At 46.5% G+C, this 25,232-nt stretch carries 26 protein-coding genes; 12 read left to right on the forward strand and 14 right to left on the reverse strand.

Annotated features, from left to right (window positions below; genetic code table 11):
* The first annotated feature begins 10 nt into the window (after window positions 1–10).
* Genes uxaC through AC3D28_RS17570 form a run of 3 tightly spaced genes read left to right on the forward strand, consistent with a single transcriptional unit; the run spans window position 11 to window position 3,028 of the window.
* Window positions 11–1,423 (forward strand): glucuronate isomerase, encoded by a 1,413-nt coding sequence (gene uxaC, locus AC3D28_RS17560; protein ID WP_488536153.1) that lies wholly within the window; start codon window positions 11–13, stop codon window positions 1,421–1,423.
* A 3-nt stretch (window positions 1,424–1,426) separates the two neighbouring features.
* Entirely contained in the window at window positions 1,427–2,389 is a 963-nt protein-coding gene (locus AC3D28_RS17565) for a sugar kinase (RefSeq protein WP_488536154.1), read from the forward strand.
* Window positions 2,390–2,398: 9 nt separating this feature from the next.
* Window positions 2,399–3,028 carry a bifunctional 4-hydroxy-2-oxoglutarate aldolase/2-dehydro-3-deoxy-phosphogluconate aldolase gene (locus AC3D28_RS17570; protein ID WP_488536155.1) on the forward strand — a complete coding sequence of 210 codons (630 nt, stop codon included), beginning with the start codon at window positions 2,399–2,401 and terminating at the stop codon, window positions 3,026–3,028.
* Between the two features lie 160 nt (window positions 3,029–3,188).
* Here the strand turns inward: AC3D28_RS17570 and fghA are convergent, their stop codons facing one another.
* Together fghA and AC3D28_RS17580 are read right to left on the reverse strand one after the other, a co-directional pair.
* Window positions 3,189–4,028, reverse strand: coding sequence for an S-formylglutathione hydrolase (gene fghA / locus AC3D28_RS17575; RefSeq protein ID WP_488536156.1), 840 nt, complete (start codon window positions 4,026–4,028; stop codon window positions 3,189–3,191).
* Window positions 4,029–4,097: 69 nt separating this feature from the next.
* Window positions 4,098–5,246, reverse strand: a complete 1,149-nt coding sequence (locus AC3D28_RS17580; RefSeq protein WP_098414447.1) for an S-(hydroxymethyl)glutathione dehydrogenase/class III alcohol dehydrogenase — start codon at window positions 5,244–5,246, stop codon at window positions 4,098–4,100.
* Between the two features lie 316 nt (window positions 5,247–5,562).
* Between AC3D28_RS17580 and AC3D28_RS17585 the strand changes: the two genes are divergently transcribed.
* Window positions 5,563–6,306 (forward strand): dienelactone hydrolase family protein, encoded by a 744-nt coding sequence (locus AC3D28_RS17585; RefSeq protein WP_488536157.1) that lies wholly within the window; start codon window positions 5,563–5,565, stop codon window positions 6,304–6,306.
* Window positions 6,307–6,437: 131 nt separating this feature from the next.
* A complete protein-coding gene (locus AC3D28_RS17590) occupies window positions 6,438–7,307 on the forward strand; it encodes a LysR family transcriptional regulator (RefSeq protein ID WP_488536158.1) in 870 nt (289 codons plus the stop codon).
* Window positions 7,308–7,392: 85 nt separating this feature from the next.
* On the opposite strand, the gene AC3D28_RS17595 is transcribed toward AC3D28_RS17590, so the two are convergent.
* The 3 genes from AC3D28_RS17595 to AC3D28_RS17605 form a co-directional block, all read right to left on the reverse strand.
* Window positions 7,393–8,166 carry a siderophore-interacting protein gene (locus AC3D28_RS17595; RefSeq protein ID WP_488536159.1) on the reverse strand — a complete coding sequence of 258 codons (774 nt, stop codon included), beginning with the start codon at window positions 8,164–8,166 and terminating at the stop codon, window positions 7,393–7,395.
* Between the two features lie 486 nt (window positions 8,167–8,652).
* Window positions 8,653–9,762 (reverse strand): hypothetical protein, encoded by a 1,110-nt coding sequence (locus tag AC3D28_RS17600; protein ID WP_488536160.1) that lies wholly within the window; start codon window positions 9,760–9,762, stop codon window positions 8,653–8,655.
* 226 nt (window positions 9,763–9,988) lie between these two features.
* On the reverse strand, window positions 9,989–10,573 hold the full coding sequence (locus AC3D28_RS17605) for a LysE family translocator (protein WP_488536161.1): 585 nt from the start codon (window positions 10,571–10,573) through the stop codon (window positions 9,989–9,991).
* A gap of 114 nt (window positions 10,574–10,687) precedes the next feature.
* On the opposite strand from AC3D28_RS17605, the gene AC3D28_RS17610 reads away from it, so the two are divergent.
* Window positions 10,688–11,128 (forward strand): Lrp/AsnC family transcriptional regulator, encoded by a 441-nt coding sequence (locus AC3D28_RS17610; RefSeq protein ID WP_098414452.1) that lies wholly within the window; start codon window positions 10,688–10,690, stop codon window positions 11,126–11,128.
* 118 nt (window positions 11,129–11,246) lie between these two features.
* Here AC3D28_RS17610 and AC3D28_RS17615 read toward each other — a convergent pair whose 3' ends face one another.
* A complete protein-coding gene (locus AC3D28_RS17615) occupies window positions 11,247–11,867 on the reverse strand; it encodes an HAD-IB family hydrolase (protein ID WP_488536162.1) in 621 nt (206 codons plus the stop codon).
* A 66-nt stretch (window positions 11,868–11,933) separates the two neighbouring features.
* Window positions 11,934–12,245 carry a cupin domain-containing protein gene (locus AC3D28_RS17620; RefSeq protein ID WP_488536163.1) on the reverse strand — a complete coding sequence of 104 codons (312 nt, stop codon included), beginning with the start codon at window positions 12,243–12,245 and terminating at the stop codon, window positions 11,934–11,936.
* Window positions 12,246–12,829: 584 nt separating this feature from the next.
* Between AC3D28_RS17620 and ompW the strand changes: the two genes are divergently transcribed.
* Window positions 12,830–13,474, forward strand: coding sequence for an outer membrane protein OmpW (gene ompW, locus AC3D28_RS17625; protein ID WP_488536164.1), 645 nt, complete (start codon window positions 12,830–12,832; stop codon window positions 13,472–13,474).
* Between the two features lie 182 nt (window positions 13,475–13,656).
* Here the strand turns inward: ompW and AC3D28_RS17630 are convergent, their stop codons facing one another.
* The 6 genes from AC3D28_RS17630 to AC3D28_RS17655 all read right to left on the reverse strand — a co-directional run bounded on the left by AC3D28_RS17630 (window position 13,657) and on the right by AC3D28_RS17655 (window position 18,177).
* The gene (locus AC3D28_RS17630) at window positions 13,657–14,082 is read right to left on the reverse strand and encodes a VOC family protein (protein WP_488536165.1); all 426 of its coding nucleotides are present in this window, start codon (window positions 14,080–14,082) and stop codon (window positions 13,657–13,659) included.
* A gap of 168 nt (window positions 14,083–14,250) precedes the next feature.
* Window positions 14,251–14,736 (reverse strand): VOC family protein, encoded by a 486-nt coding sequence (locus AC3D28_RS17635; RefSeq protein ID WP_098414457.1) that lies wholly within the window; start codon window positions 14,734–14,736, stop codon window positions 14,251–14,253.
* Window positions 14,737–14,872: 136 nt separating this feature from the next.
* Entirely contained in the window at window positions 14,873–15,202 is a 330-nt protein-coding gene (locus AC3D28_RS17640; RefSeq protein WP_098414458.1) for a DUF4144 domain-containing protein, read from the reverse strand.
* A 24-nt stretch (window positions 15,203–15,226) separates the two neighbouring features.
* The gene (locus AC3D28_RS17645; RefSeq protein ID WP_488536166.1) at window positions 15,227–15,763 is read right to left on the reverse strand and encodes a DUF924 family protein; all 537 of its coding nucleotides are present in this window, start codon (window positions 15,761–15,763) and stop codon (window positions 15,227–15,229) included.
* A gap of 65 nt (window positions 15,764–15,828) precedes the next feature.
* Complete coding sequence (locus tag AC3D28_RS17650) at window positions 15,829–17,676, reverse strand: M3 family metallopeptidase (protein ID WP_488536167.1); 1,848 nt, start codon at window positions 17,674–17,676, stop codon at window positions 15,829–15,831.
* Between the two features lie 327 nt (window positions 17,677–18,003).
* On the reverse strand, window positions 18,004–18,177 hold the full coding sequence (locus AC3D28_RS17655; RefSeq protein WP_098414461.1) for a hypothetical protein: 174 nt from the start codon (window positions 18,175–18,177) through the stop codon (window positions 18,004–18,006).
* A gap of 234 nt (window positions 18,178–18,411) precedes the next feature.
* On the opposite strand from AC3D28_RS17655, the gene AC3D28_RS17660 reads away from it, so the two are divergent.
* The 3 genes from AC3D28_RS17660 to AC3D28_RS17670 all read left to right on the forward strand — a co-directional run bounded on the left by AC3D28_RS17660 (window position 18,412) and on the right by AC3D28_RS17670 (window position 22,216).
* Window positions 18,412–19,554 carry a sugar diacid recognition domain-containing protein gene (locus tag AC3D28_RS17660; protein WP_488536168.1) on the forward strand — a complete coding sequence of 381 codons (1,143 nt, stop codon included), beginning with the start codon at window positions 18,412–18,414 and terminating at the stop codon, window positions 19,552–19,554.
* A 156-nt stretch (window positions 19,555–19,710) separates the two neighbouring features.
* Complete coding sequence (locus AC3D28_RS17665; protein ID WP_488536169.1) at window positions 19,711–21,063, forward strand: GntP family permease; 1,353 nt, start codon at window positions 19,711–19,713, stop codon at window positions 21,061–21,063.
* A 16-nt stretch (window positions 21,064–21,079) separates the two neighbouring features.
* A complete protein-coding gene (locus tag AC3D28_RS17670) occupies window positions 21,080–22,216 on the forward strand; it encodes a glycerate kinase (protein ID WP_488536170.1) in 1,137 nt (378 codons plus the stop codon).
* Between the two features lie 96 nt (window positions 22,217–22,312).
* Here AC3D28_RS17670 and AC3D28_RS17675 read toward each other — a convergent pair whose 3' ends face one another.
* Window positions 22,313–23,749: an aminotransferase-like domain-containing protein gene (locus AC3D28_RS17675; protein ID WP_488536171.1), complete on the reverse strand. Its 1,437-nt coding sequence runs from the start codon at window positions 23,747–23,749 to the stop codon at window positions 22,313–22,315.
* A 92-nt stretch (window positions 23,750–23,841) separates the two neighbouring features.
* Here AC3D28_RS17675 and AC3D28_RS17680 point away from each other — a divergent pair, with 92 nt between their 5' ends.
* Window positions 23,842–24,741 (forward strand): DMT family transporter, encoded by a 900-nt coding sequence (locus tag AC3D28_RS17680; RefSeq protein ID WP_488536172.1) that lies wholly within the window; start codon window positions 23,842–23,844, stop codon window positions 24,739–24,741.
* A 67-nt stretch (window positions 24,742–24,808) separates the two neighbouring features.
* Window positions 24,809–25,123: a hypothetical protein gene (locus AC3D28_RS17685; RefSeq protein ID WP_488536173.1), complete on the forward strand. Its 315-nt coding sequence runs from the start codon at window positions 24,809–24,811 to the stop codon at window positions 25,121–25,123.
* The last annotated feature ends 109 nt before the right edge of the window (window positions 25,124–25,232 follow it).

Consider the following 25,232-nt stretch of genomic DNA (forward strand, 5'->3'; position numbering starts at 1 on the left):
GGAATTAACGATGAAGAATTTTTTATGTGAAGACTTTTTGCTCTCCAATGAAACCGCGCGCCGCTTGTATCATGAGCATGCTGTCCACCAGCCAATTTACGATTATCATTGCCACCTTAATCCAGCAGAAGTGGCACAAAATCGTCAGTTCGACAACTTGGGGCAGATCTGGCTTGAAGGTGACCACTACAAATGGCGCGGTATGCGCTCTGCTGGCATCGAAGAACGTTTGATCACGGGTGATGCAAGCGATTACGATAAGTACATGGCGTGGGCTAAGACGGTTCCGCAAACACTAGGTAATCCACTGTACCACTGGACACACCTAGAGCTGCGACGTCCATTTGGCATCAGTAATACGCTGTTTAGTCCAGCCACCGCCAATCAAATTTGGCATCAATGTAATGAGCTATTGGCAACGCCAGAGTTCACCGCTCGTGGCATCATGCAGCAAATGAATGTTGTGATGGCGGGGACAACTGACGACCCCATTGACCCACTAGAACATCACAAAGCGATCGCGGACGACGATACCTTCAACATTCAAGTGCTACCGAGTTGGCGTCCAGACAAAGCCTTCAAGATCGAGCTGGAGGTGTTTACTGATTACATGCAAATACTCGGGGAAGTAGCGGATATCGAGATTCGTCGTTTCAGCGATTTATTAAGTGCGCTTGATCAACGCTTGATACATTTCGATGCACACGGCTGTCGTGCGGCAGACCATGGCATTGAGATCGTCCGTTATGCACCGATCCCAACGGAGGCTGCTCTAGATGCACTGCTGACTCGCCGTCTTGATGGTGAAGTGCTCTCTGAACTTGAATGTGCCCAGTTCTCCACCGCAGTTCAAGTCTGGCTTGGCAAGCGCTACGCGCAATTAGGGTGGGTCATGCAACTGCACATCGGTGCGCAGCGCAATAACAGTACTCGTATGTTCAAACTGTTAGGGGCCGATGCGGGTTTTGACTCCATTGGTGACCGCCCATTTGCGTTTGAATTGGCGAATTTATTGGATGAAATGGATCAAACCAATGAGCTACCACGCACGATTCTCTACTGCTTGAATCCTCGTGATAATGAAGTGATGGCGACCATGATCGGTAATTTTCAAGGTGGCGGCATTGCAGGCAAAGTACAGTTCGGCTCGGGCTGGTGGTTCAACGATCAAAAAGACGGCATGCAGCGCCAGATGGAGCAGCTGTCTCAACTTGGTCTGCTTAGCCAGTTTGTCGGTATGCTGACCGACTCACGCAGCTTCTTATCTTACACGCGTCACGAATACTTCCGTCGTATTTTGTGTGACGTAGTGGGGCGTTGGGCAGAAAACGGCGAAGTGCCAAAAGACATGTCGCTGCTTGGCGCTATGGTCGAAAACATCTGTTTTGGTAATGCAAGACGTTACTTTGAAGAGAGGGAGTAACCGATGAAGCACATCGCCATTATAGGTGAATGTATGATTGAACTGAATGGCAAACCGTTTGGCTCAATGCATCAAACATTTGGTGGTGACACGCTCAATGCTGCGATTTATTTAAGTCGTGGCTGTGAAGCAAACCCCGCTCCTGAAGACATTAAAGTCTCTTATGTTACCGCACTTGGCACCGACCCGATCAGTACTGGTATGCTGACTCGCTGGGAAGAAGAGCGCGTTTCGACTGATTTGGTACTGCGAGATGAGACTCGCACTCCCGGCCTGTATCTTATTCAACTCGATGACCAAGGTGAACGAACGTTCTTATATTGGCGTAATCAATCCGCTGCGCGTTATCTACTTCAACACTTAAGCTTTGGCCTGATTAAGCAGGCGTTAAATGAAGTTGATGCGGTGTTTTTAAGCGGTATTACGTTAGCAATCTTACCAAAAGAAGACCGTATTGCATTGCTCAACCTGTTAGTCGAACTGAAAGCACAAGGCGTTGAGATCGCTTTTGATAGCAACTTCCGACCTGCGTTGTGGCCACAAGATGACAATCATACGGTTAAACAGATTTATCAAGCCATGTACCAACTGACCGATATTGCCTTGGTTACGTTTGATGATGAGCAACGGATTTGGGGCGATAACACGCCAGAGCAAACGATAGAACGCCTTACATCGCTGGGCGTCAAGAACTGCGTTGTAAAATTAGGGGCCGATGGCTGCCTAATTCAAGACTCTGCTACGGATTTGGTCCCACAACCAGTGCCAACCCAACCTGTGACAGAGGTGGTAGATACCACTTCGGCGGGCGACTCGTTCAACGGTGGCTTTTTATCGGCATATCTTGCGGGCGCAGATTTAGCGACCGCATGCCAGCGAGGTAACGCACTGGCTGGCGCGGTGATCCAACATCGCGGAGCCATTATTCCCAAAGCATTCACACAACCGGCGCTGGGCGTCGAATAAGGAACACTCATGTCTAGTATTAAAGAACAACTCAAAGCTCTAAAAGTCATCCCTGTTATCGCAATCGACAAAGCCGAAGACATCATTCCTCTAGGTAAAGTATTGGCAGAAAACGGACTGCCAGCCGCCGAGATCACTTTCCGCTCAGAGGCGGCAGCAGAAGCGATTCGTCTATTGCGTGAATCTCAACCGAATATGTTGATTGGTGCGGGTACGGTGCTAAACCGTGAACAAGCTATCGCAGCAAAGGAAGCAGGCGCAACGTTTATCGTGTCGCCAGGTTTTAACCCTAATACGGTAAAAGCATGTCAGGAGATTGGTATTGATATCGTCCCAGGTGTGAACAACCCAAGCACAGTCGAAGCGGCGCTAGAGATGGGCTTAACGACGTTGAAGTTCTTCCCGGCAGAGGCGTCAGGTGGTATCAACATGGTGAAATCACTTCTCGCGCCTTACACCGACATTGAACTGATGCCGACGGGAGGCATCCATTCAGGCAATATCAAAGACTACTTAGCGATCCCACGTGTAGTAGCATGTGGTGGCACTTGGATGATGGATAAGAAGTTGATTGAAGCCGGCGATTGGGAAGAGCTAGCAAGATTGACTCGTGAAGCGGTTGCGTTAGTGAATGAATAATCGTTGCAACACCACCAAATAAACCGACAACACAGCCCTGCCTTTTGGAGGGCTGTGTTGTTAAGGGTAGCGCTCAATAAATACGACGCTACATGCTAATATTTCGCGATTTATTTTTGTAATCTTAAGTGTTTATTTTTAGCCCATCAGCTTATAGGGATTATGCAAATAGATACTTCGCATGGAAGTTTAGGTGGTCATCAATAAAACTTGAGATGAAATAATAGCTATGGTCGTAACCTGCTTGCATTCTTAAGTTCAGCTCTGAATGATGCGCGTTTGCGGCGGCAATCAGAGTTTCAGGTCTAAGCTGCTCGTTTAAGAAACCGTCTGCATCACCTTGGTCAACGAGAATAGGTAATGGTGAGCGGCTTTGTTTTAACAGCTCGCTAGCATCGTATGGTTTCCAACTTTCGATATTTGTACCCAAATAGGCGGTGAATGCTTTTTGTCCCCATGGACACTGCATTGGGTTGCTAATTGGGCTAAATGCCGAAATAGAACGGTACTGGTGCGCATTTTTCAAACCGATCGTCAATGCCCCATGTCCACCCATGCTGTGGCCCGAAATAGACTTCACGTCAGAGACCGGGAAATTGCTTTCAATGATTGCAGGCAGCTCTTTAGTAACGTAGTCGTACATGTGGTAATGCAGTGACCAAGGCGCTTGTGTGGCATTGAGATAAAACCCCGCCCCTTGGCCTAAATCGAAACCCTCGTCATCTGCTACTGATTCGCCACGTGGGCTCGTATCGGGTGCGATAATCGCAATGCCAAGTTCTGCCGCCATCCGAAAGGCGCCTGCTTTCTGCATAAAGTTTTCGTCGCTGCAGGTCAAACCAGACAGCCAATATAAGGCGGGAACCGGGTTAGATTTAGTGGCATTTGGCGGTAGAAAAATCGCAAAACGCATCGTGCAATTCAGTGCTTTAGATTCGTGAGTGTATTGTTTGTGCCAACCGCCACAAACCTTGGCTTGGCTTACGTTTTCAATGCTCATAGATAAACTCCCTAACAGCAAAACAAAAAATCAGGCTCCCCATAAGGGGAGCCTACGGCAATCACTAGGTTATTTATCCATGTGGATAACAGTACGAATACTCTTACCTTCGTGCATGAGATCAAACGCTTGGTTAATGTCTTCTAATCCCATGGTATGAGTGATGAACTCTTGCAGTCCAAACTCACCGGCCATGTAGCGTTCTACAATTTCTGGCAGTTCTGAGCGGCCTTTTACACCACCAAATGCGCTACCGCGCCATACACGACCCGTTACGAGTTGGAATGGGCGAGTGGCGATCTCTTGACCCGCACCTGCAACGCCAATAATGACCGACTCACCCCAACCTTTGTGACAGCACTCAAGTGCTTGACGCATCACGTTGACGTTACCGATACATTCGAACGAGTAATCAACCCCACCGTCTGTCATTTCCACGATCACTTCTTGGATTGGTTTATCGAATTTCTGTGGGTTGATCACATCTGTCGCACCAAGCTGCGTTGCTAGGTCGAATTTACTTTCGTTGATGTCGATACCGATAATGCGGCTCGCACCAGCCATGCGGGCACCGATAATCGCAGACAGACCAATGCCACCTAAGCCAAAGATAGCAACAGTATCGCCTTTTTGAACTTTTGCAGTATTGAGTACCGCGCCCATGCCGGTTGTGACGCCACAGCCAAGCAGACACACTTCTTCAAGAGGGGCTTCTTTGCTTACTTTTGCTAGTGAGATTTCTGGCAGAACCGTGTACTCAGAGAACGTTGAACAACCCATGTAATGGTAAATGGTTTCACCGTTAATAGAGAAACGGCTGGTTCCATCTGGCATTAAGCCTTTACCTTGCGTTTCACGCACGGCCTGACACAGGTTGGTTTTGCCCGATTTACAGAACTTACATTCGCCACATTCTGCAGTGTAAAGAGGGATGACGTGGTCGCCAACTTCAACGCTAGTAACACCTTCACCAACCATTTCTACAATACCGCCACCTTCGTGACCAAGAATAGAAGGGAAAATGCCCTCTGGATCATCACCGGATAAGGTGAAAGCGTCAGTATGACAAACGCCCGTTGCGACGATGCGTACTAGCACTTCACCCGCTTTAGGCAGTTGCACATCGACCTCTTCTCTTTTTAATGGTTCGCCAGCCGCCCACGCCACCATCGCTTTTGATTTGATGTGAGTTTGGCCTGGTTTGATTTCAAGTGTCATTGGATTTCCTCTTACTCTTATATGTATACCCAAGCATCCCGAAGTGACTTGGCTATAAGCGTAGTAAAGGTTGGCTCACTACGCTGCGTTGTTTTGTTGGTGTGTATTTTATCTATTTCAATAAAAATGATAATACCTCTATTTTGAAAATGATTTTTACATATCAGTAATAATTGGTGATGGAAATGCAGTTTAATTGGTTAATTCTATCGGTACCCGCCTTTTACTTTTTTGCGTTTTTATTCGTCTTTCTGACATGTGATGTATGTACTAAGCTTCCAACGTACCCCTGCAAACAATACAAAAAGGAATGACTATGAAAATCAAGCTCATTGGATTGGCTCTTTTGTCTGCTTTTGGCTGCTCCTCCGCTCTTGCTGGTGAAAATATTCTTTATCAGATAGATGGTAATTCATATGAAGGCTATTGGGCTAAAGTGGATGATAAGGCGCCGCTTGTACTCCTAGTGCACGATTGGGATGGCTTGACTGATTACGAAGAACAGCGAGCGGATATGCTGAACAAGATGGGCTACAACGTATTCGCAGTCGACCTCTTTGGTGAAGGAGTCAGGCCCACTAAAATGGAAGATAAACGCCAGCACACCGGTGAGTTGTACAAAGACAGGAACAAATTAAGACGATTAATGGCTGGGGGGCTCGATGTCGCCGGAAAGCTCGGCGGTAATCTCGATAACACAGTTGCGATGGGTTACTGTTTTGGTGGCGCTGCCGTTCTGGAATCTGTGCGCGCAGGAATGAAAGCGAAAGGTTTTGTTACTTTTCACGGGGGGCTTCAGACGCCAGAAGGGCAAAGTTACGCGATGACAAAGTCGCCAGTATTAATTCTGCACGGCACCGCCGATGATGCTGTGACGATGAGCGATTTTGCTCAATTGGCCAACGAATTGGAATCACAAAAGATCCCGCACGAGATGACTACTTACGGCGGCGCGCCTCATGCATTTACGGTTTGGGGTTCAGAACGCTATCGTAAAGATGCTGATAAGAAATCCTGGCAGGCGTTTTCGAACTTTTTAGCTGAAAATACCCAATATTAGATCACGACATTCTGATACTTAAATGGCCATCTTGCTCATAAAGATGGCCATTTTCGTTTTGCTGGACAGTTTCTCCTTGCTGGAGTTTGTGTGACAATCTTGTCGATACATAGACTGACGGGAACAGGTTCATGGCGAATTGGGAAGGGGTAACTGAGTTTGTTGCCGTGGCAGAAACAAACAGTTTCACTGGTGCTGCCAGCAAACTGAAAACATCGGTTGCACAGATAAGTCGTCGAGTCTCTGCGCTTGAACAGCGCTTAGCGGTGAAATTGTTGCATCGTACAACGCGAAAAGTCTCCTTGACAGAAGCTGGACAACTTTATTATCAGCAGTGTAAACATTTGGTGGAAGGGCTTGAGTTGGCCGAGCTCGCCGTGACGCAAATGCAGACCGAGCCGCGAGGTTTGTTGCGCGTGACCGCGCCAGTAACCTACGGGGAGATGAACCTCGCGCCTTTGCTGCATCAGTTTTTAGAGAAATATCCGCAAGTAAATCTCGACTTGGTGTTGACCAATCAAAAACTGGATTTGATTGAACAGGGCGTAGATGTGGCGATTCGTCTCGGTCGCTTGCAAGACTCCAGCATGATTGCCAAGCGTCTTTCGTCACGGCAAATGTACGTCTGTGCCAGTCCGATGTATTTGCAACGATTTGGTGAGCCACATACCTTGTCAGAACTGGGGCGGCACCAGTGCTTAGTTGGCTCCGTTGATTATTGGCACTTTAAAGAAAATAAGCGAGATAAGTCGCTGCGCGTGTCGGGACGAATTAAATGTAACAGCGGTTTCGCTTTGGTCGATGCGGCCAAACGTGGATTGGGTTTGATGCAGTTGCCGGATTATTACGTTCAAGAGGCGTTAGATAGCGGCGAGTTGGTTGAGGTACTTTCAGATTATCGCGACGATCGCGAAGGCATTTGGGCGCTGTACCCGCAAAGCCGTAATTTGTCGCCAAAAGTGAGGTTGTTAATCGACTTTTTAGCCCAAGAGCTGTCTTGATGAACTGCTAAACGTGCTCAAAGCGATGGGTTGTTACTAAAACGCCCAGTGTTGCTGGGCGTTTTTTTGGATGATGACTGAAGGACTATTGGTCGGATTCTGAATCTTCACGTTTGATCACTTTGTGTCCGTCTTCGGATACGCCTTGCTTCCAGTAGCTGCTGATGTAGATGTTCTCGCGTTCGACTTCTTTCTCGTTACGGAAGTATTGACGTAACGCGCGCATTGAATCGAATTCACACGCACACCAAACCGAGGCGTCACCATCTAACCATGGTTGTTCGCGAACTGCTTCTTCCAAAGCTTGACCTTCAGTCAGCCAAATTAGGTCTATACCTGCGGGGGCGTGTAGAGGTTGAATATCGGCAGGCGAGAGTACGCTGATCACGGCGTAGCCTTTCGCGTGTTCCGGTAATGTGCGAATTTTGGCGGACAAGGCAGGGAGTGCCGTCATATCTGCGGCCATAAAGGACCAGTCAGCCTCGGTATTTAAATTAGAGATACTGCCTGGACCTACGATATTAATCGTATCGCCTTTTTGTGCGGCCATCGCCCAACGCGCGGCAAAGCCACACTGTAAATCTTGTGTGGTGTGGCGGACAAAATCGACGTCGATCGTGTTTGTTTCTGGGTGGAAGCGACGAATCGTGTAAGTACGCATCAGCGGTCGATCATCTTTTGATAGCGTGCTCAGATCGGTACCGCCCATATCGTTAAACAACAGCTTGATATAACTGCCTTCGCAGTCGTGTGGAAATTGGCTTAGCGCGTCACCTTGCAAATTAATACGCTGCATATTTGGGGTAATAGTGACGGTGTCTATGACCACCAGTGTTTTAGGTTGCGGACTCTTTTTCATCTTAACTCTACTCGATAATTGTTCTCTTTCTCATTTGAGGTTATCAAGTTCTCTACTAAGAGGGTAGTCTCTTTAAACAAATTTACACTGTGAATTGAGGTAGGATCACCGGACACAGGGGGCAAAGCATTATTCGGCTGGCTGTCGGTGGCGCGTGGCTAAAATAATAAAGGGCACAGATCCCCGTCATCAATTGGATCACTAACCCAATAATTGGTAATTATCACGCTGGCAGAATTTCATTCTCGTTAACAACTCCGGTCACATAAAGGCGCACATCAATAGTTTCAGGGTTGGATCGAGCAAGCTTGCCTAACTGGATTAATCGCATTTTGTACCGGCCAATTTATACTACTGTGCTCGCCTATTTCCACATCAAGAAGGTTGCCAACACCGTTGCACAATTCAGTAGCGCGTTCTGCCCATCGTTCACTCTCAGTAATAATACTTTCTGGCTCTGAGTCAGCTATCAACCCCAATAGGTAATTAGCAATAGATATCTCTTAATAATCCGTACTTAAACTCAAAACGCTTATTAATCTGCTCACTATTCTTTACTGGACATACACTCTCGCTAACAACATTCCTAGCCACATCACTCATATCAGAGTAGCTAACAACATCAATAAGGTCAGACACCGAAAGCTCAATATGATTTGGCGACCCCGACTTAACATGTACAATGCCACGACCCAAGCTCAGGTAACTCCTTGCAGTAGACATACTACCTCGCCCTTGAAGTAACAAGTGAGAACAGGACATAACAAGAGCATTATAGGTAATTGAATTGGTAGCCGTAGGGTAAGCCATATCAACATTACACTTATGAAATAGGCGTAAATAACCGAGATAAATATCCAATAAAACTCGAAATGACTTTTTTTTCTTGTACGTAAATACAACAAGCTTGAACTCAGGGAAAGCCTTTTCTTTTCGAAGGCTATCAATAAGTGAAATAACATCACGAAGGGGGAATACGCCTTTTTTTGCCCCAATCATAAGCCTCTTTTCTGGAACTGTGTGACTGTTATTAGCTGCATAAATATCGGAAAACTTATCCCATAAATGTGTAGGGAGAGATTTAAAGGCGTCCCGGGCATCAATGAAATTTATATCTGAACGACCAGAAATATACTGGATGCTTTGCTCAAAATAATCTCTAGGCGCGATAACGTTTTTAACTTGGCTAAGTACGAATAAACAATCACCATCAACATTATTGCTCTTGGTTGGCTTTAACTCCCCAAACTCATCCTTGGTCTTTAGCCAGCGAGCCACTTCATCATCGGTCAAGTGAATGTATAATTTATCCAGCACATCACCACTACCGATAACCTTAGCTAAATAGCATGAGTTGTAAGTATTAAGAGAGATAGCCGTTATAGTTTTACACTCGCTAAAATCCTCTACAGGTATCGACTCAAAAGGAACTACATTTACGCCCTCTAACTCACTTATAGTATTTTTCTTATCTGTAGATGCGATGCAAAAATTATTTTTTGGACAACCACACTTATTAATCAACATATCAACATATAAGTTAAGGAAGGTGTGATTGATGCTCCCTATAATTAGGTTTTTGTTTTTTAATAACATATAAAGCCAAGTTCTTTAGTTTTCATGGGGAATGTGTATAACGCGACTGTTATCGGCAAGGGCACCAGCCCTTTGGTAAAGGTATAAGGTTACTTTTCTGCCCTTGCAAGCGTGCTTTAGAAATTTGTCCATCGAGTGACGCGAATCGGGTTGTTGAGTCATCACAGTTGTTACGAGCAAGTAATGGACACTAAAAACGTAGCGGTAGCCTATCATTGATGTGCTTTTATATCATTGGGATAGTAGATAAAAGCAGTAGTGTGGCCATCCCATAATTAAACCCTTTCACGCGTTTGGGTGTGGTTAGCCAGCGCTGAAGTTGCATGCCGGCGGCGGTCCAAAATGTCACCGATGGCAAGTTGGCTAAGCAGAAGATGCCAGCAATAAAGGTGAGTTCCAGCCAAGCCCCGCCACTGCTGTATACCGTAATAGCAGTTAAGGCCATTGACCAACCCTTTGGGTTCACCCACTGAAAGGCAACGGCTCCCCAAAAAGACATCGGACGGAAATCGTGTTTTGTTTCGGTTTTGCCGCTGGTGGCAATTTTGTACGTTAAATACAGCAAGTAACTTAAGCTGAGTGCTTTCAAAATGGAGTGCGAGACGGGGTAGGCGTTGAAGAGGCTCATTAAACCAATGCCCACCAAGATCAGCATGGCTCCGAAGCCGAAGGTAATGCCCAGCATATGTGGAATGGTGCGTTTAAAGCCGACATTGGCGCCGGAGGTCATTAACATAATGTTGTTAGGGCCAGGGGTAAACGTGGAGACAAAAGCGAACAACGCCAATGCGACCAGTTGATGATATTCCATAGCTTGTTCCTTAAATGAATTCCTGATTGGTTGAGAACAACTATAAGTAGAACTGACATCAATATTGTGCTTTTATTTGATGAAAGGAGAGTTAATAGGCAATGAAATATCATTATGGATAGATTTGACGAAAGAATATTGCAAGAGCTTAAGCGAGGCGGAAGAATCTCCAACGTCGAGCTGTCTGAGCGAGTCGGATTGTCACCGTCTGCGACGCTTCGCCGCGTACAAGATTTAGAACGCAAGGGCGTGATCAAAGGTTACCGAGCCGTGTTGGATAATCAACAACTCGGCGTGGGTTTTGTTGCGTATGTATCGATTGGCTTGGCCTCGCACGCTAAGCAAGCACAGCTCGGTTTCGAGGAACACGTGCGTTTTGTCGATGAAGTGGTCGAGTGCCACAACATAACGGGATCTAACGAATATTTAATACGCGTAGAAACCCAAGATTTAGCCGCTTACAAAGCTTTTCATGCCGATGTGCTAGGCGAATGTGAACACGTCAAATCGATCACAACCATGGTGGTAATGGATTCGCCAAAAGACGAACGTTAGCGGTCAAAGTTGGCCCTGTATAGTGGCTCATGAATGTGAAGTGACGCGGAAGAGCCGGTCGAGCATGAGAGTGGCTCCTCATCAAGGGTAGGTTATTGTATCAGGCTCGCTCACCTTATTATTTGTTGGGTTGCCACTCTACCCAGTTGAGCATCGCGTAGTCGGCAAGTTTGAGCATTGGGATGTCTTCATGGGTATCGCCGTAGGCATAAATAGAAGCAAACTCGTTGAGCGAAAACGCCGCCTTCACGCGCGACACTTTTCTTTCTAAACTGCAATCGCCTTGCTGGTACAAGCCACTCAGTTTTGGTTGTTGTGAGATCAGTTCGCTGCATAACAAATGGTAGCGATTAGCGTCACACCAAGGTGTCAGATAAGCATTGAGTGACGCGGAGACCACCACAATGGTATCACCTCGGCGTTGATGCCATTCCAATTTTTCCACGGCTTCCGGGCGTAAATATAATGGGATCACATCATGCGCAAATTGAGCGCCAATCGTTGCAATTTGTTGGGTTTCTTTGCCAGAAAAAGCAATGAAGCTGCTTAAAGGTCGTATTAGGCGAGCAGGTAAAACACCAAGTTTGTACAATGCATAAAATGGCATGATGACCATTTTTCCTACCCACTTGCGCAGGCCATAGGCGGAATAATGGAGAAAAAGGCGAAACATATCCTCTCGGGTGATGGTGCCATCAAAATCAAACAGTGCCAATGACGGCTTATTAGTCTCTTGCAAACTTAGCACCTATATTTCGGTCTTCTTTTGTCTTTTCGGTGTGGTTGCACTGACGTGATTTCGGTTTCATTGATAAAACACCGCCAGCCAAATCGTTTCTTGTGTTGGATCAGTCCAGCTTACTTTGTGTTTTGTATGAGCCGGAATAGTGATGTGATCACCAGCCTCTAGTCGTTGCACTAAGCCGGTTTCGAAGGTCAGTTCTCCCATTCCTTTTAGAACCAGCACCCATTCATGCTCTTCTTGATCGTACCAGCCACTTTCAGGTGAGGTTTGTCCTGTCGAGACAATGCGCTCAATGCGCAGATTATTGTGAGTCAACAGATCTTCGAAGACTTCCTCGTTGAGGTTATTCGGTAAGTCGTTAAACAGGTTCATTGTATTTCCTTTAACTTTGCATAACGAAAGCGATAGACTTCTGTTGATTTCGATTCGATAAAGCGGCCGTCGATAAACTTGGCATTGTGCAAGTCGGCATGGGCGGAACTATACCTATAAAAATGACAATGTTGAAAGGTGGCGGTGTGAAAATCGTGATGAAAAAATGTAAAGTGAGATAATTTTTAACCCACTTCCTTCTTAGTTTTAGACAGAAGTTCTATTTAAATTACTGATGTTATGAGACTAAAAAAGAAGAGGGAAAAGTGTTGCGCGAATATGAGCGACAAAGGCGAGGTTGGTCGAGCTCGGACCTTCTCGCACGCACAGTTTGCATTACATGATTGTATTCTATTTGCATGATTTGTTGATCGGTTTGGCGTTTCTCCGTACAAAAAATCTATATTTTTCACAAATTGATTTCCATCAAAATAGTAGGGTTTCTATGTGCTAGATTGCGCACAGCTCAAAAAAATATAGATATCTACGTGCTTCAATATTCTGACTTTTATCAGAATTACCGAGTATCGCTAAAAAGCACGGTTGGGTATCGCATAACAAAGCCCTAAAAAAGGAAATAAAAAATGAAAAAAACAATCTGCAGTTTAGCAGTGGTTGCTGCGCTCGTGTCACCAAGTGTTTTTGCTCATCAACAAGGTGATTTCGTTCTTCGTGTTGGTGCTGCCTCTGTCGTTCCAAATGACAGCAGCGATAAGATTTTGGGTTCTCAAGAAGAGTTGAAAGTAGATTCAAATACCCAACTTGGCTTAACGTTTGGTTACATGTTTACCGACAACATCAGTCTAGAGGTGCTCGCAGCAACCCCATTTAGTCACGATATTTCAACGGATTTATTGGGGTTAGGTGATATCGCGGATACCAAACACTTACCACCAACGCTGATGGTCCAGTACTACTTTGGCGAGCCACAAAGCAAGTTCCGTCCATACGTTGGTGCAGGTCTTAACTACACCATGTTTTTTGACGAAGGTTTCAACAGTACAGGTAAAGGCGCTGATTTATCGGATCTAAAATTGGATGATTCATTTGGTTTGGCTGCAAACATTGGCGTGGACTACATGATCAACGACCAATGGTTCCTAAACGCGGCAGCGTGGTACGCAAACATTGAAACAGAAGCCACCTATAAAGCAGGCGCAGACAAGTATAAAACGGACGTGAAGATCAACCCATGGGTATTTATGATCAGTGGTGGTTATAAGTTTTAATAAGAATCATTATTACTGGTATGGCATTGGGGGGCGGTTACGGGGACTGCCCCCTTTTTTGTGTTTCCATCTAATGGTAGTCATTTGTTTGCATATTTAGGGTATGTTGTGACGCTTTATTGGTGGGGGCTACCTGGACACCGCAACGAGAAACAAGTCGTGATGATAGTTGAATTCACCGTTTATTCATGAGTGATTTGAGGCTTTAATTCGACGACATTGCCCTCTGGGTCATGGATATAGAGGGTGCGACTAAAACCTTGCGCGCCGTAGCGCTTTGCAAACTCTTCAGTCTCAATATTGTGTCGATGTAGATACTCAAGGAGTTCATCCTCAGAAAAAGGCGCTAATTGCAGACAAAAGTGGTCAATATTACGACCATTCTGAACTGGTGGCTTTCCGCCAAGTTGTCCCAATTCGCTGTCTACCGTCACCACATCGATTAATGCGTTGCCTGCCCTAAGTTGGGTTAAACCAAGATCCGTTACTTCGCGTTCGACAGGGCAGCCCAAAATATCTCGATAAAAATGCAACATGGCGTCGAGGTTGCTCGTTCTTAATACGACGTGGTCAAGGGCTTTGATTTCAATAGGATTGTTGGGCGGCATGCTTCACTCCTTTTTCGCAACGATGAAAAAAGTATACGACGAGCATAAGAATAAGGAGCGAAATGATCAAACTGAAAAGGGACCGTTACTTGTTAGAGAGTCATTAAGCGGACTACTTGAAGTAAAAAGGTTAGCGTGTTGCTAACCTTTTAGGGATGGGTTGATTAATTATTCGTAATCAGAAGCGTAAGTTTCTTCATAAGTGTGCGAGTAAAGCTCGAATAAGTTGCCGAATGGGTCTTCTAGGTAGACCATTTTCGCGGGCTTGTTCTCGTCTTCTGGGTGGTAACGCATGATGTCCATACGAACTTTGCCGCCGAATGCTTCGGTGCGCTTGATTGCACCTTCAAAGTCGTCTGTTTGCAAACAGAAATGGAAGATGCCGATGCGAGAAAAATCCACTTCATGGCGCTCTTGACGCTCTTTCATTTCGAATAACTCAAGGCCGATGCCATCACTTGTCACAAGGTGGGCGATGTTGAAGCCTTTAAAGCCTTCGCCAAAGACCGCAATACACATTCTGCCAATTGCGGTTTCGCGTTCTTCAATCACTTTCGTGTTGCCCATAACGACTTTTAGACCAAGCGCTTGGGTGTAAAACTCAACCGCTTTATCCATATCTCCGACCATAATACCGACATGATTCATTTTCATTTGTTTGCTCCCAACATGTGTTTAATTGTTGTGTTGTTTCGATGTGGGAGAGTATATGACGCGATTTTAATTACATGAAATTATCATAAATTATAAAAACAATAATTTTGTGTAATTAAGGTGGGTGGAGTTCGAGCTAATTGGCCAAGGCCTCAACCGCTTGTTGTACCGAGGTGAAGTGAATTTTGATGATGCACCTTTGTGCGAGACTAAACTCATGCGACTGGATGAGCGACGTAACTTCCTCGACGGACAGAGTGCGTTCTTCCGGTTGTAAAACGGTGGCGGTCGAATCGTTGTATTGCAACCCGAACGTGTTGCCATTTGAGTCGATGACGTAATCATCTGGCCCCGAAATGAGCGCTTCGCATTCGGAATCAAGGTCGGCATGAGAACGCAAATAGATAAGTTCATCGTCGCCGTCTAGTTTTAGTAAGCACGGCCAGCATACAGAGTGGTTTGTCATGGTTAACTCATTATTTATAGGACTCTAGAAGCTCGATCCAGGTTGCTGCAAAAATGCTAACTCTTCAGGCGTGCTTTCTCTACCTAATATCGCATTGCGATGTGGGTAACGTCCAAATTGGTCGATGATGGCTTTGTGTTGTAACTCAAAGTCGTAGTGATTTTCAAGCCCTGGTGCGCGAAACAATTTCTCAGCTTCGACATGAATGAGGCGAGATTCGCTGTGCATAAACGGCATGTACAAAAAGCTTAGCTGCTTGGGCGCTAATTCTTGATCGTGTCCTAACCGAATCGCTTCTTGAGCCAATACTAATGCGAGCGGGTCTTGTGCGAATGCTTTTGGGGTGTTGCGATACACATTACGTGAAAACTGGTCGAGGACGATGATTTCGGCTAATCGTCCTTGTGCGCTATCGCGCCAACTAAACAGCTCACAGCGAGCGGCTTGTTCTAATACGGAGGCAAATCGCGACGCAATGTGTTTGTCCTGTTCTGGGTTGTTTTCAAACCAGTTTTGAGGTGTCAGCTCTTCGAACCAGAACTTGATGATTGGTTGATGCATGGCGCTTCCTTTTGTTGTGCCTTAATAGCAAAAAGCCAGAAGCGTGGCTTCTGGCTCTTGGCGTGTTATCGGCCGTAAGTCTCTACGATGTAACGTTCAAAATCGTCACACATTTGTTCGTCAGAGATGACGTTGCTTGCCAGTTCTTTACTGCCGTCGACGACTTTAATCGTCGCGTTTAGGGAAGCGACTGGTGCACGTTCACGTGTCGCAAGTGACTCGATTTTCTTCTGCTGTACTTTCCACGCTTGCTCTGGCGATAGATTACATACCTCTGCCAAGTACTTAGCATTAAACCCCTCACCAGTTAAGCTGACAATGGTTTCATTGTGCGACAGATGATTGCCCGCGTGCCAATAGTGTTTGGCCAGCAGTGGACCAATCTCTGGGTTATCGGTCAGGTAACCGAATTTATCGAGGAAGTAAGCACGTGTCTGATACACCGCCATATGCGCGAGTAGATAACCTTGATACGCACAAGCCGCTTCATCGGAGAGTAAATGCGGAATTGCCATCAGTGGGCGAGGACTGCATTCCAAACCAAGGATCTGTTTTTCACAATCACGAGCCAGCTTAGTGATGCGCTCTGGTGTTAACTCATCATCGCTGAGTTGATACAGTGCGCGTTCAAAGTACGGCACAACCAAGATGCTGCGTTCTTCGTAGGCTTTGAATGGCTGACGGCTATTGATCATCGCTTGAATGATCTCGTCAGGAACCGACTTCCCTTCATCATCCAGTGCGTATTGTTTTAGCCAATCAGCATCGGTTAACAAGCTGTCACAGAACATTGACTGAGTTTCTGCATAAGCCATCGACGTCGGCGCAAACTCTTGCGAGAAGCATGGCGCGTTCATTTTTACATTGGCAAAGTGCGCTGCGTGGCCACCTTCATGGAAAAGCGTATTAATCCCATCGTAGCCGCTGCCCACTTGGTCTGGTTTGGCATTGCTGGTGAAGTTCACCTGCGCTGCAACCCATTCGCCTTGATTGTAGAAGGAAGGGATCGGGCCGTGGCAGAACCCGTTCGGGTACTTACCTTTACGGTCTAGTAAATCCAACGTCAGTGTCGCGCCAGAGTAATCAATATTCAGACGGCCAAACGATTCTACCCAGCGTCGTAGAGATTTTGAGAACGGTACGTACGGGTCAAGGTCTCGCATCACGTCGCCCGCGAACGAGTAAATAAAGTTATGCCCCGTTAGTGCGGTTTTCCCTTTCTCTTTTGCCAAATTTTCTAGGCTATTAAAATGAGCATCACGAGTTCGTCGTTCGAAATCTTCCAGAATATTAAACAACTGCTTCGAACTCATTTTCTCGGTTTTTTGCACGGAGTAGTCAAAGAAGGTGGCGTAACCGAGTGAGCGTGCAAACTGATTACGCAGTTTGATCAGTTCAATAAAACCGTTTTGCAGTAACCATTGCTCAAGATCCAGCAACGCTTGGTGAGCCGATTGGCGTACCGCTTCATGATTGCTGGTGCGAATGGTTGAGCTTAATACTGGCAGCGAACCTTCTACTTGTTCACCGTTTTCGTCGGTAAACGTTTGTACGTGGTTCTGTTTTTTCTCGAATAATTCAGCTTCAAAAGCGATCAATTGATTCTTCAGTGTCTGAGCTTCTTCACCTTCAATCGCGTGAGATTCAAACATCGCCAGCCAGCCAGATAGGCCTGTAATGGTTTGCTGTTTCTCTTGCGGGTCGATAATGGAATCAGCAGTTTCAAGCTGTCGTTTGATGGCGGTAATGTGTTCTGCATTGCTTAAGAAATTGGTCCATTCGGTTTGTGCTTGTGTTGAGCCGTCATGGTCATCGCTGATCCCCATGTAAGTTTGCCAAAAGAAATCTTCTTTGGTGCGATGAATCGCGAGATAGCGTTGGTTGAGGTCGGTAAGATATTCTGTTGCGGTCATGTTGAACCTTCGAATGGTTGCGATGTATCGAGTGATGATTATTGCACGCTTGGTTTCTGGAAAGGAGTGACACAATAATCCATTGGTTTTGTATCGCGTAAACGTGGCTTTACTATTTGTTTACATTTTAATGCGTTAGCTGGGCGGTAGTGAGTTCCGAGCGAGCGACTTTAAAACAAGCATGGAGGGTAAATACCCTCAGGTGACAAGCCATGCGTCAAGTCATTTGGGGATAGAAGTACCACAATCAATAAACCAATAAACCGAGCGATCGCTCACTCGGCTTATTTTACCCTCATCTTTGTTCAATAGCGTGCTCCCGCTGTATTACTCTTCTGGGTACTCACCCATGCCTTGAGTTTTAGCTTCCGCTTTCCAGTGCTCACCGGGTTCAAATGCTTCATCGCATAAATCTATGGTGTAGCCCATTTCTGTAATTTCTTTCAAAGTGAGGTTATCAGCAATGTTTGCAACCTCACCCGATTTATTACGCAGTTCCATGTGGTTTCCTCCTCTGTCAGTAGACGAGCGGTATCGATGCACAGCGACGAATGCATCGACGACCTTTGTTCTAAGTATATAACCCTCAGCTAAAAATGAGGGTTTAATCCATTTTATTAGTGTGGTTAATGGAATAATGCTTTGAGCTGCTTCAGTTATTTTTAACCGCATCATCGCGATAGTTGGCCATTTGTGATTTATTGAATGATTAAATTGTCAATCTGGAAAATCGAAATGGTAATTCTCGATCACTCCTTAGCACAGCAAATTGTCGATAGAACCATGTCCATCATTGGTCACAACGTAAATGTGATGAGCTCGGCTGGCATCATTATAGGCAGTGGCGACCTAAAACGTATCGGCCAAGTGCATGATGGGGCAGTATTGGCGCTGAATCACGGAGACTCGCTAGAGCTGAATGAGCAACAGTGTTTGACGCTTCAGGGGGTCAAGCCGGGTATCAACATGTTGCTTAAATTGCATGGTGACGTGGTGGGGATTGTTGGTGTGACCGGCGAACCCGAGAAAATCCGTGATTTCGCCAAGCTGGTCAAAATGACCGCAGAGCTGACCATCGAGCAAGCCGCGTTGGTAGAAAAATTCCAGTGGGACAGACGTCATCGCGAAGAGTTTATTCTGGCTTGGATTAATGGCAAATTGACCGATGAAGAGCTGAAAGATTGGGCAATGCGTCTTTCTATCGATATCACTCAGCCACGAGTGGCAACAGTGATTAAGTTATCGATGCCATCCGCCTCAAAAAGCATGAAGGGCGTGCGTAACATTGTTGAGTTGCTGGAATACCCAGAGCGTAACAACCTTGTCGCGATTGTCTCGGTGAACGAAATTGTGGTGTTAAAACCGTACCACTCCGCCAAACAATGGGATAGCCAAATCGAAAGTGAACGCATTGATAAGTTGATGTCGCGTTTAAGCGAACACGACTCGCATACTTTCCATATTGCCCTAGGGCAGTTGTTTGAAGAGCCCAAAGATGTGGCTTTGTCATATCAGAGCGCGAAGCAAGTATTAGCGATTGGCAAGCAATTCTACCCAGAGAAACGTAAGTACTTGTTTGATGAACTGCGTTTGCCAGTGCTGTTAGCGCCGCTGGCAGAGATTTGGCAAGGTGAACAAATTATTGATGGTGTGAAACGGTTGAAGAAGAAGGACAAGTCGGGGCAATTGCTGAAAACGCTAGACGCATTGTTCGAGTGTAATGGCAATGTAACGGAATGCTCTGAAATACTGTTTATTCACCGGAACACACTGCGTTATCGGTTGGGGAAAATTACGGAGATAACAGGGTTATCAACCACCAATTTTGTGGGATTAGCGGAATTGTATATTGCGACTCGGCTCTCAAAAATGACGTGATATTATGCAGTTGCACAATACGCGTCATTTTTTAACTTCATTATTTGTCATTCCGCCTAATGGAATTCAAAAGCAAACGATTGATAATTATTGCGTCCCTACATGTTGAGTGAACCAAACGGGTTCCTCAACAAAATAAGAATAAATGGAGTTATCATGAACCTTATATTAATCCTGCTCGGGGTGATCGCATTCATTGTGCTCACGACCACCAAATTCAAATTACATCCCTTTTTAGCGCTGATCATCGCGGCATTCCTTGCGGCCTTTGCTTACGGCTTACCAGTAGATAGCATTGCTAAAACCATTGCTTCTGGCTTTGGTGGCATTCTTGGTTACATTGGTTTGGTTATCGTTTTAGGTACCATCATCGGTGTTATTTTGGAAAAAAGCGGTGCGGCGATCACCATGGCCGACACGGTCATTAAAGTGTTGGGTGAGCGTTTCCCAACATTGACCATGAGTATTATCGGTTACATCGTTTCTGTTCCGGTATTTTGTGATTCAGGCTTTGTGATTCTGAACTCACTAAAAGAATCACTCGCGAAGCGTTTAAAAACCTCAAGCGTTGCGATGAGTGTAGCGTTGGCAACTGGCCTATACGCAACACACACGTTTGTGCCGCCAACTCCTGGCCCGATTGCTGCTGCGGGTAACTTAGGCCTGGAATCTAACCTTGGTTTAGTGATTGGTGTGGGTGTGTTTGTCGCAGCGGTTGCGGCGTTAGCGGGTATGTTGTGGGCGAACCGATTTCAACATGTTGAACCAGATGGCATTGAAGCCGCAGATGAAATTCAGCATGACTGGCAAGCACTCAAAGCGTCTTACGGCAAATTGCCAACGGCGAGCCAAGCCTTCGCGCCTATTTTTGTTCCAATCTTATTGATCTGTTTTGGCTCTATCGCGAAATTTCCAAGCTTACCGCTGGGCGAAGGTTTTGTGTTTGATGTTCTTACTTTCTTAGGACAGCCATTAACGGCATTAGTGATTGGTCTGTTCCTTTCTGTTCGCTTACTAAAATCAGACAACAAGATTGAAGAATTTGGTGAGCGAATCAGCCAAGGCATTACGGCTGCTGCGCCGATTCTTTTGATTACGGGGGCGGGTGGCGCATTTGGCGCGGTACTGAAAGCAACGCCGCTAGGTGAATACTTGGGTACGACGTTATCGGCGCTGGGTGTGGGCATTTTCATGCCATTTATCGTTGCGGCTGCGCTAAAATCGGCGCAAGGGTCATCAACGGTTGCACTGGTGACCACGTCTGTTTTAGTTGCGCCTATGTTGACGCAGCTGGGCCTAGATTCCGAAATGGGGCGTGTGTTAACGGTGATGGCGATTGGTGCGGGCGCGATGACGGTTTCTCATGCAAACGACAGCTTCTTCTGGGTGGTTTCGCAGTTTAGCCGCATGTCGGTGGGCTTGGCGTACCGTGCGCAAACCATGGCTACGCTGGTTCAAGGTGTTACGGCAATGACATTGGTGTACATTTTGAGTCTCGTTCTCTTATAAGTCTCTGGAAATACGTATGAAAGTGGTAATTGCACCTGATTCATTTAAAGAAAGCTTAACCGCCAAACAAGTCAGCGAGGCGATCAAAACGGGTCTTGCTCGCGTATGGCATGATGCTGAGTTTGTTACGGTTCCAGTCGCAGACGGCGGCGAAGGCACGGTTCAATCTTTGATAGACGCCACTCAAGGCGAACAAGTCTTCACAACGGTGACTGCGCCATTAGGGAATGATATTGAAGCGTTTTACGGCATTCTCGGTGACGGCGAAACTGCGGTCATCGAAATGGCGGAAGCCAGTGGACTGCACCTTGTGCCGAGTGACGCTCGCGATCCAAAACTGACCAGCAGTATTGGTACCGGACTGCTGATCAAACACGCGCTAGACCGCGGTATTCAACGCTTAATCATTGGCTTGGGCGGTAGCGCGACCAATGATGGTGGCGTGGGCATGTTGACCGCGTTGGGGGTAACGTTTCTTGATGAATCTGGTCATGCAATTACCCCCAATGGAGGCGAGTTAGCGGCGCTTGCCTCCATCGATATTTCTGGTCTTGACCCACGCTTAGCAGCTTGCGAAGTGTTGGTGGCATGCGATGTTGATAATCCACTCTGTGGCGACACAGGCGCGTCGGCTATCTTTGGCCCGCAAAAGGGAGCGACGGCGTCAGACGTCACTCTGCTCGATAACGGGTTACGTAAGTTTGGTGAGCTCACTGAGCAAGCGACGGGCAAGCACGTTCTTACACGTAAAGGCGCGGGTGCGGCTGGTGGTATGGGGGCGGCCTTACTTGGGTATACGCCGGCACGTTTGCAACCGGGCATTGAGATTGTGCTTGAAACGGTCAAGCTTGCTGAGCATGTTGCGGATGCGGATATCGTATTCACAGGCGAGGGTCGAATCGACCATCAAACTGCACATGGCAAAACGCCGATGGGCGTCGCTAAGGTGGCCAAGCAGTTTGATTTACCAGTCGTTGCATTGGCTGGTTGTGTGGGCGACAACTATCAGGCGGTCTATGAATGCGGCATTGATGCGGTGTTTGCTTGCGTGCCAAGGGCGATGAGCTTATCTGAGGCCATGAAAGAGGCCGACGTCAACGTTGCCAATTTAGCCGAAAACGTCGCGAGAATGTGGCAAATCAAGTCGCTCTGAGGGCGATGACGATATGAAAAAAACGCCACCTTTTCGTGGCGTTTTTTTGTGGTTACCTGTTTGCGTGTGGACGTAAGTTCCTTTGGCAAGAGCGAGTTAACAAACATGCTCCGCTATCAACTTCGTCAGTGTTTGCATCGCGTGACTCCAGTCGGTTTCATGACCAAAGTTTGCCACGCTGAGGCGCACGCAATGCCGATATTGCCCTTGAGTGCCAAATACGGTGCCGGGAAGTAGGCTGATTCTGTGTTGATTACAGGCTTGATACAACGCATAGCTGTCCGTTTCTTCGGGCAGGCGCAACCAAAGCAAGAACGAACCTTGTACGGCGTTGATCTGGTATCGATTTTTTAGACATTCGTATTCATCCAAGAATTGATGAAGCATCTGGATAAATCGGCGCATGTTGCTTTGATAAACCCGACCCATTCGCGCAGTATGCGTTCGATACTTGCCTGAGGTTAGAAACGTTGCCACGGCGGATTGCATCAGGTTCAAACTGCCCATGTTTTCACACAGTAGATATTGCTCAATGTGATCTCGATATCGCCCCGCCAACATCCAACCAATCCTCAAACGCGAATCGAGCGTTTTGGATAACGAATTCACGTAAATTACACGTTGCTTGTCATCGAGCAATCTCAAGCTTGGCAACGGCTTGTCATAACTTAACCCGCCAAACACATCGTCTTCGATAATAGGAATGTTTCCAGATGCCAAGAGCAATTGCTGGCGCTTTTCTAGCGGCATCATGGCACCAGTCGGGTTGGTGAAGTTGGGTGTTACGATGATCGCTTTTATGTCCCATGTCGCCATTGCTTTTGCTAAGGCTTCGGGGCACATACCGTCTCGTGGGCAACTCGGGATCTCCACCACTTTGAGGCCGAGTGATTCGAGCATCAATAAGTTGCCAAAATAACAAGGAGACTCCACCGCGACGATATCGCCTTTTTGTGTCGTTGCGCGCAGCGCTAGGCTTATTGCTTGTTGCGCGCCGTGCGTCACCATGATCTCATCCAACTTGGCTGGCGTGCCCAAATCTTGCGTGATTTTCGCCAGTTGTTTGATTAAGAGGTGATCACCGGGTGGCAATTGGTAATGGCTCGGTACATGCGTTTGTTGGCGGCTGTGGCGGCCAATCTCGGCGTACAAGGTTTTTATCGCGGGAGAATCAATGTTTGGGTGCGCAGAGCCTGTGGGCAAACGCTCTTGGTATTCAGGGTACGTGAGGATTTCTTTGCAGATCGAGAGCAAATCCACGCGAGTCGGGTCCGGAATTGAACGAGAGGTCGGTTGGATGACTTTTACCCAATAACCTGATTTGGGAACCGAGTACACCAAGTTTTGCGCTTCCAGCTCTTGGTACGCACGAATCACGGTATTTTTGCTGACGCTTAATTCTTGGCTCAATGAGCGAATGGAGGGCAGTCGATCATCCGCTTGATAAACGCCACCATTGATGGCTTGTTTGAGGTGTTTTTCCACCACAAGGTACTTATTCTCTTCACCGCTTTCTAATAAATCTGTACCCATAAAAACACTTCCATCTGTCACTTTTTGAAAACACTGTACCCAATTACATTAGCAGTATCTCAAAACATAAAACAAGCGTGAGTGAGGCGATCATGTTAATCCGAGCCATCCCTTTTGTATTTGTCATCCTTTGGGCTTCTGGATTTGTTGGTGCGCGTTTTGGTTTGCAATATGCCGAGCCAGCGACACTGCTTTCTATCCGTATGGCATCCAATGTCTTACTGTTTTTGGTTCTTGTGGCGGTATTGCGTCGAAGGTTGCCGACAGGAAGCGATTTTTGGCACAGTTGTGTGGTGGGTGTGTTGATCCATGGATTCTATTTAGGCGGCACTTATTTCGCTATTGATTTGGGTATGCCTGCCGGGCTGAGTTCACTGCTGGTAGGTATTCAGCCTATTTTAACCGCGGCGTTGCTGGTGGTGTTTGTTCGTGAGGAATTTAAACCCTCGCAATGGCTAGGTTTGGCGCTTGGCTTCATGGGGATATCGATGGTGCTGATGGGGAATATGGAGTGGCAGTCAGAGCAACATAAATTATTGGCGGTTGGTGTGTGTTTACTGTCTTTGATTGGGATCACGCTTGGTACTTTGTATCAGAAAAAACACTGCCAACAGGTGGATATGGTTGGTGGTGCAACGGTGCAATATCTTGCGGCACTGGCTATGTTCTTACCCGTTGCGATGCAGTTTGAAACCATGCAAGTAGAATGGGAAATAGAGTTCATCGTAACGATTTTATGGCTGGTCGTCGTGCTTTCTTGTGTCGCCATTTTGCTGTTGTTATACATGGTTAAAAATGGCGCCGCCTCGAATGTGGCATCGGTTTTTTATCTGGTGCCGCCAACCACGGCGATTCAAGCTTGGCTGGTATTTGGTGAATCGTTTGATTGGATGGGGATTTCTGGATTTTTACTGGCAGCGACCGCCATTTATTTGGTGGTTAAAAAGCCAGATCTGACAATAAAAAAATCCATTCAAACGGAATACACTTAAATTAGGTAGGGACTTTTGCCTATCAGTAAGTACAATTCTGCTTTTTCTTAATCTGTGGAGCAGAGCGATGACGGCAAAGCCAGATCGAATGAGCGCGATGGGCAATATCATCAAGCAAGTGAAAGCGGAACTGCCGATTTATGAACCGGAAACCTTTGTGTGTGGGCCGGAAGGGCAGTGCATTGGTTGCCCGAAAAAACTGTTGGAAATGGTCGATTCGGAACTCAGTTATTGGGAGTCAGCGATGGAACGAGGTGTTATTCCACAGTTTGACGAGATCCGTCGCTTTGGGAAGATGTGCACTAATGTGCGTCGTGGGCTTGTGCGTAATAATGTTCCGCTGTTAGGCCAACCTTCCCTAAAAGGTGTGAGAGATAATTAACAGAATTTATTCTTAAGGGGCAAAGAGCACCACGGAAATGACGTGGATCAAGTAGCAATTACCTATAAAGTAGTAATTTGCGATCTATAATTACATTTTATTAGGAAGT

This window comes from Vibrio sp. TAP-3B, assembly GCF_057784735.1.

What these genes read in the sequence shown, in the direction of transcription:
- uxaC (WP_488536153.1), top strand. Translation starts at nt 11, where the DNA reads ATGAAGAATTTTTTATGTGAAGACTTTTTGCTCTCCAATGAAACCGCG.
- AC3D28_RS17565 (WP_488536154.1), top strand. Translation starts at nt 1,427, where the DNA reads ATGAAGCACATCGCCATTATAGGTGAATGTATGATTGAACTGAATGGC.
- AC3D28_RS17570 (WP_488536155.1), top strand. Translation starts at nt 2,399, where the DNA reads ATGTCTAGTATTAAAGAACAACTCAAAGCTCTAAAAGTCATCCCTGTT.
- fghA (WP_488536156.1), bottom strand. Translation starts at nt 4,028, where the DNA reads ATGAGCATTGAAAACGTAAGCCAAGCCAAGGTTTGTGGCGGTTGGCAC.
- AC3D28_RS17580 (WP_098414447.1), bottom strand. Translation starts at nt 5,246, where the DNA reads ATGACACTTGAAATCAAACCAGGCCAAACTCACATCAAATCAAAAGCG.
- AC3D28_RS17585 (WP_488536157.1), top strand. Translation starts at nt 5,563, where the DNA reads ATGAAAATCAAGCTCATTGGATTGGCTCTTTTGTCTGCTTTTGGCTGC.
- AC3D28_RS17590 (WP_488536158.1), top strand. Translation starts at nt 6,438, where the DNA reads ATGGCGAATTGGGAAGGGGTAACTGAGTTTGTTGCCGTGGCAGAAACA.
- AC3D28_RS17595 (WP_488536159.1), bottom strand. Translation starts at nt 8,166, where the DNA reads ATGAAAAAGAGTCCGCAACCTAAAACACTGGTGGTCATAGACACCGTC.
- AC3D28_RS17600 (WP_488536160.1), bottom strand. Translation starts at nt 9,762, where the DNA reads ATGTTATTAAAAAACAAAAACCTAATTATAGGGAGCATCAATCACACC.
- AC3D28_RS17605 (WP_488536161.1), bottom strand. Translation starts at nt 10,573, where the DNA reads ATGGAATATCATCAACTGGTCGCATTGGCGTTGTTCGCTTTTGTCTCC.
- AC3D28_RS17610 (WP_098414452.1), top strand. Translation starts at nt 10,688, where the DNA reads ATGGATAGATTTGACGAAAGAATATTGCAAGAGCTTAAGCGAGGCGGA.
- AC3D28_RS17620 (WP_488536163.1), bottom strand. Translation starts at nt 12,245, where the DNA reads ATGAACCTGTTTAACGACTTACCGAATAACCTCAACGAGGAAGTCTTC.
- ompW (WP_488536164.1), top strand. Translation starts at nt 12,830, where the DNA reads ATGAAAAAAACAATCTGCAGTTTAGCAGTGGTTGCTGCGCTCGTGTCA.
- AC3D28_RS17630 (WP_488536165.1), bottom strand. Translation starts at nt 14,082, where the DNA reads ATGCCGCCCAACAATCCTATTGAAATCAAAGCCCTTGACCACGTCGTA.
- AC3D28_RS17635 (WP_098414457.1), bottom strand. Translation starts at nt 14,736, where the DNA reads ATGAAAATGAATCATGTCGGTATTATGGTCGGAGATATGGATAAAGCG.
- AC3D28_RS17640 (WP_098414458.1), bottom strand. Translation starts at nt 15,202, where the DNA reads ATGACAAACCACTCTGTATGCTGGCCGTGCTTACTAAAACTAGACGGC.
- AC3D28_RS17645 (WP_488536166.1), bottom strand. Translation starts at nt 15,763, where the DNA reads ATGCATCAACCAATCATCAAGTTCTGGTTCGAAGAGCTGACACCTCAA.
- AC3D28_RS17650 (WP_488536167.1), bottom strand. Translation starts at nt 17,676, where the DNA reads ATGACCGCAACAGAATATCTTACCGACCTCAACCAACGCTATCTCGCG.
- AC3D28_RS17655 (WP_098414461.1), bottom strand. Translation starts at nt 18,177, where the DNA reads ATGGAACTGCGTAATAAATCGGGTGAGGTTGCAAACATTGCTGATAAC.
- AC3D28_RS17660 (WP_488536168.1), top strand. Translation starts at nt 18,412, where the DNA reads ATGGTAATTCTCGATCACTCCTTAGCACAGCAAATTGTCGATAGAACC.
- AC3D28_RS17665 (WP_488536169.1), top strand. Translation starts at nt 19,711, where the DNA reads ATGAACCTTATATTAATCCTGCTCGGGGTGATCGCATTCATTGTGCTC.
- AC3D28_RS17670 (WP_488536170.1), top strand. Translation starts at nt 21,080, where the DNA reads ATGAAAGTGGTAATTGCACCTGATTCATTTAAAGAAAGCTTAACCGCC.
- AC3D28_RS17675 (WP_488536171.1), bottom strand. Translation starts at nt 23,749, where the DNA reads ATGGGTACAGATTTATTAGAAAGCGGTGAAGAGAATAAGTACCTTGTG.
- AC3D28_RS17680 (WP_488536172.1), top strand. Translation starts at nt 23,842, where the DNA reads ATGTTAATCCGAGCCATCCCTTTTGTATTTGTCATCCTTTGGGCTTCT.
- AC3D28_RS17685 (WP_488536173.1), top strand. Translation starts at nt 24,809, where the DNA reads ATGACGGCAAAGCCAGATCGAATGAGCGCGATGGGCAATATCATCAAG.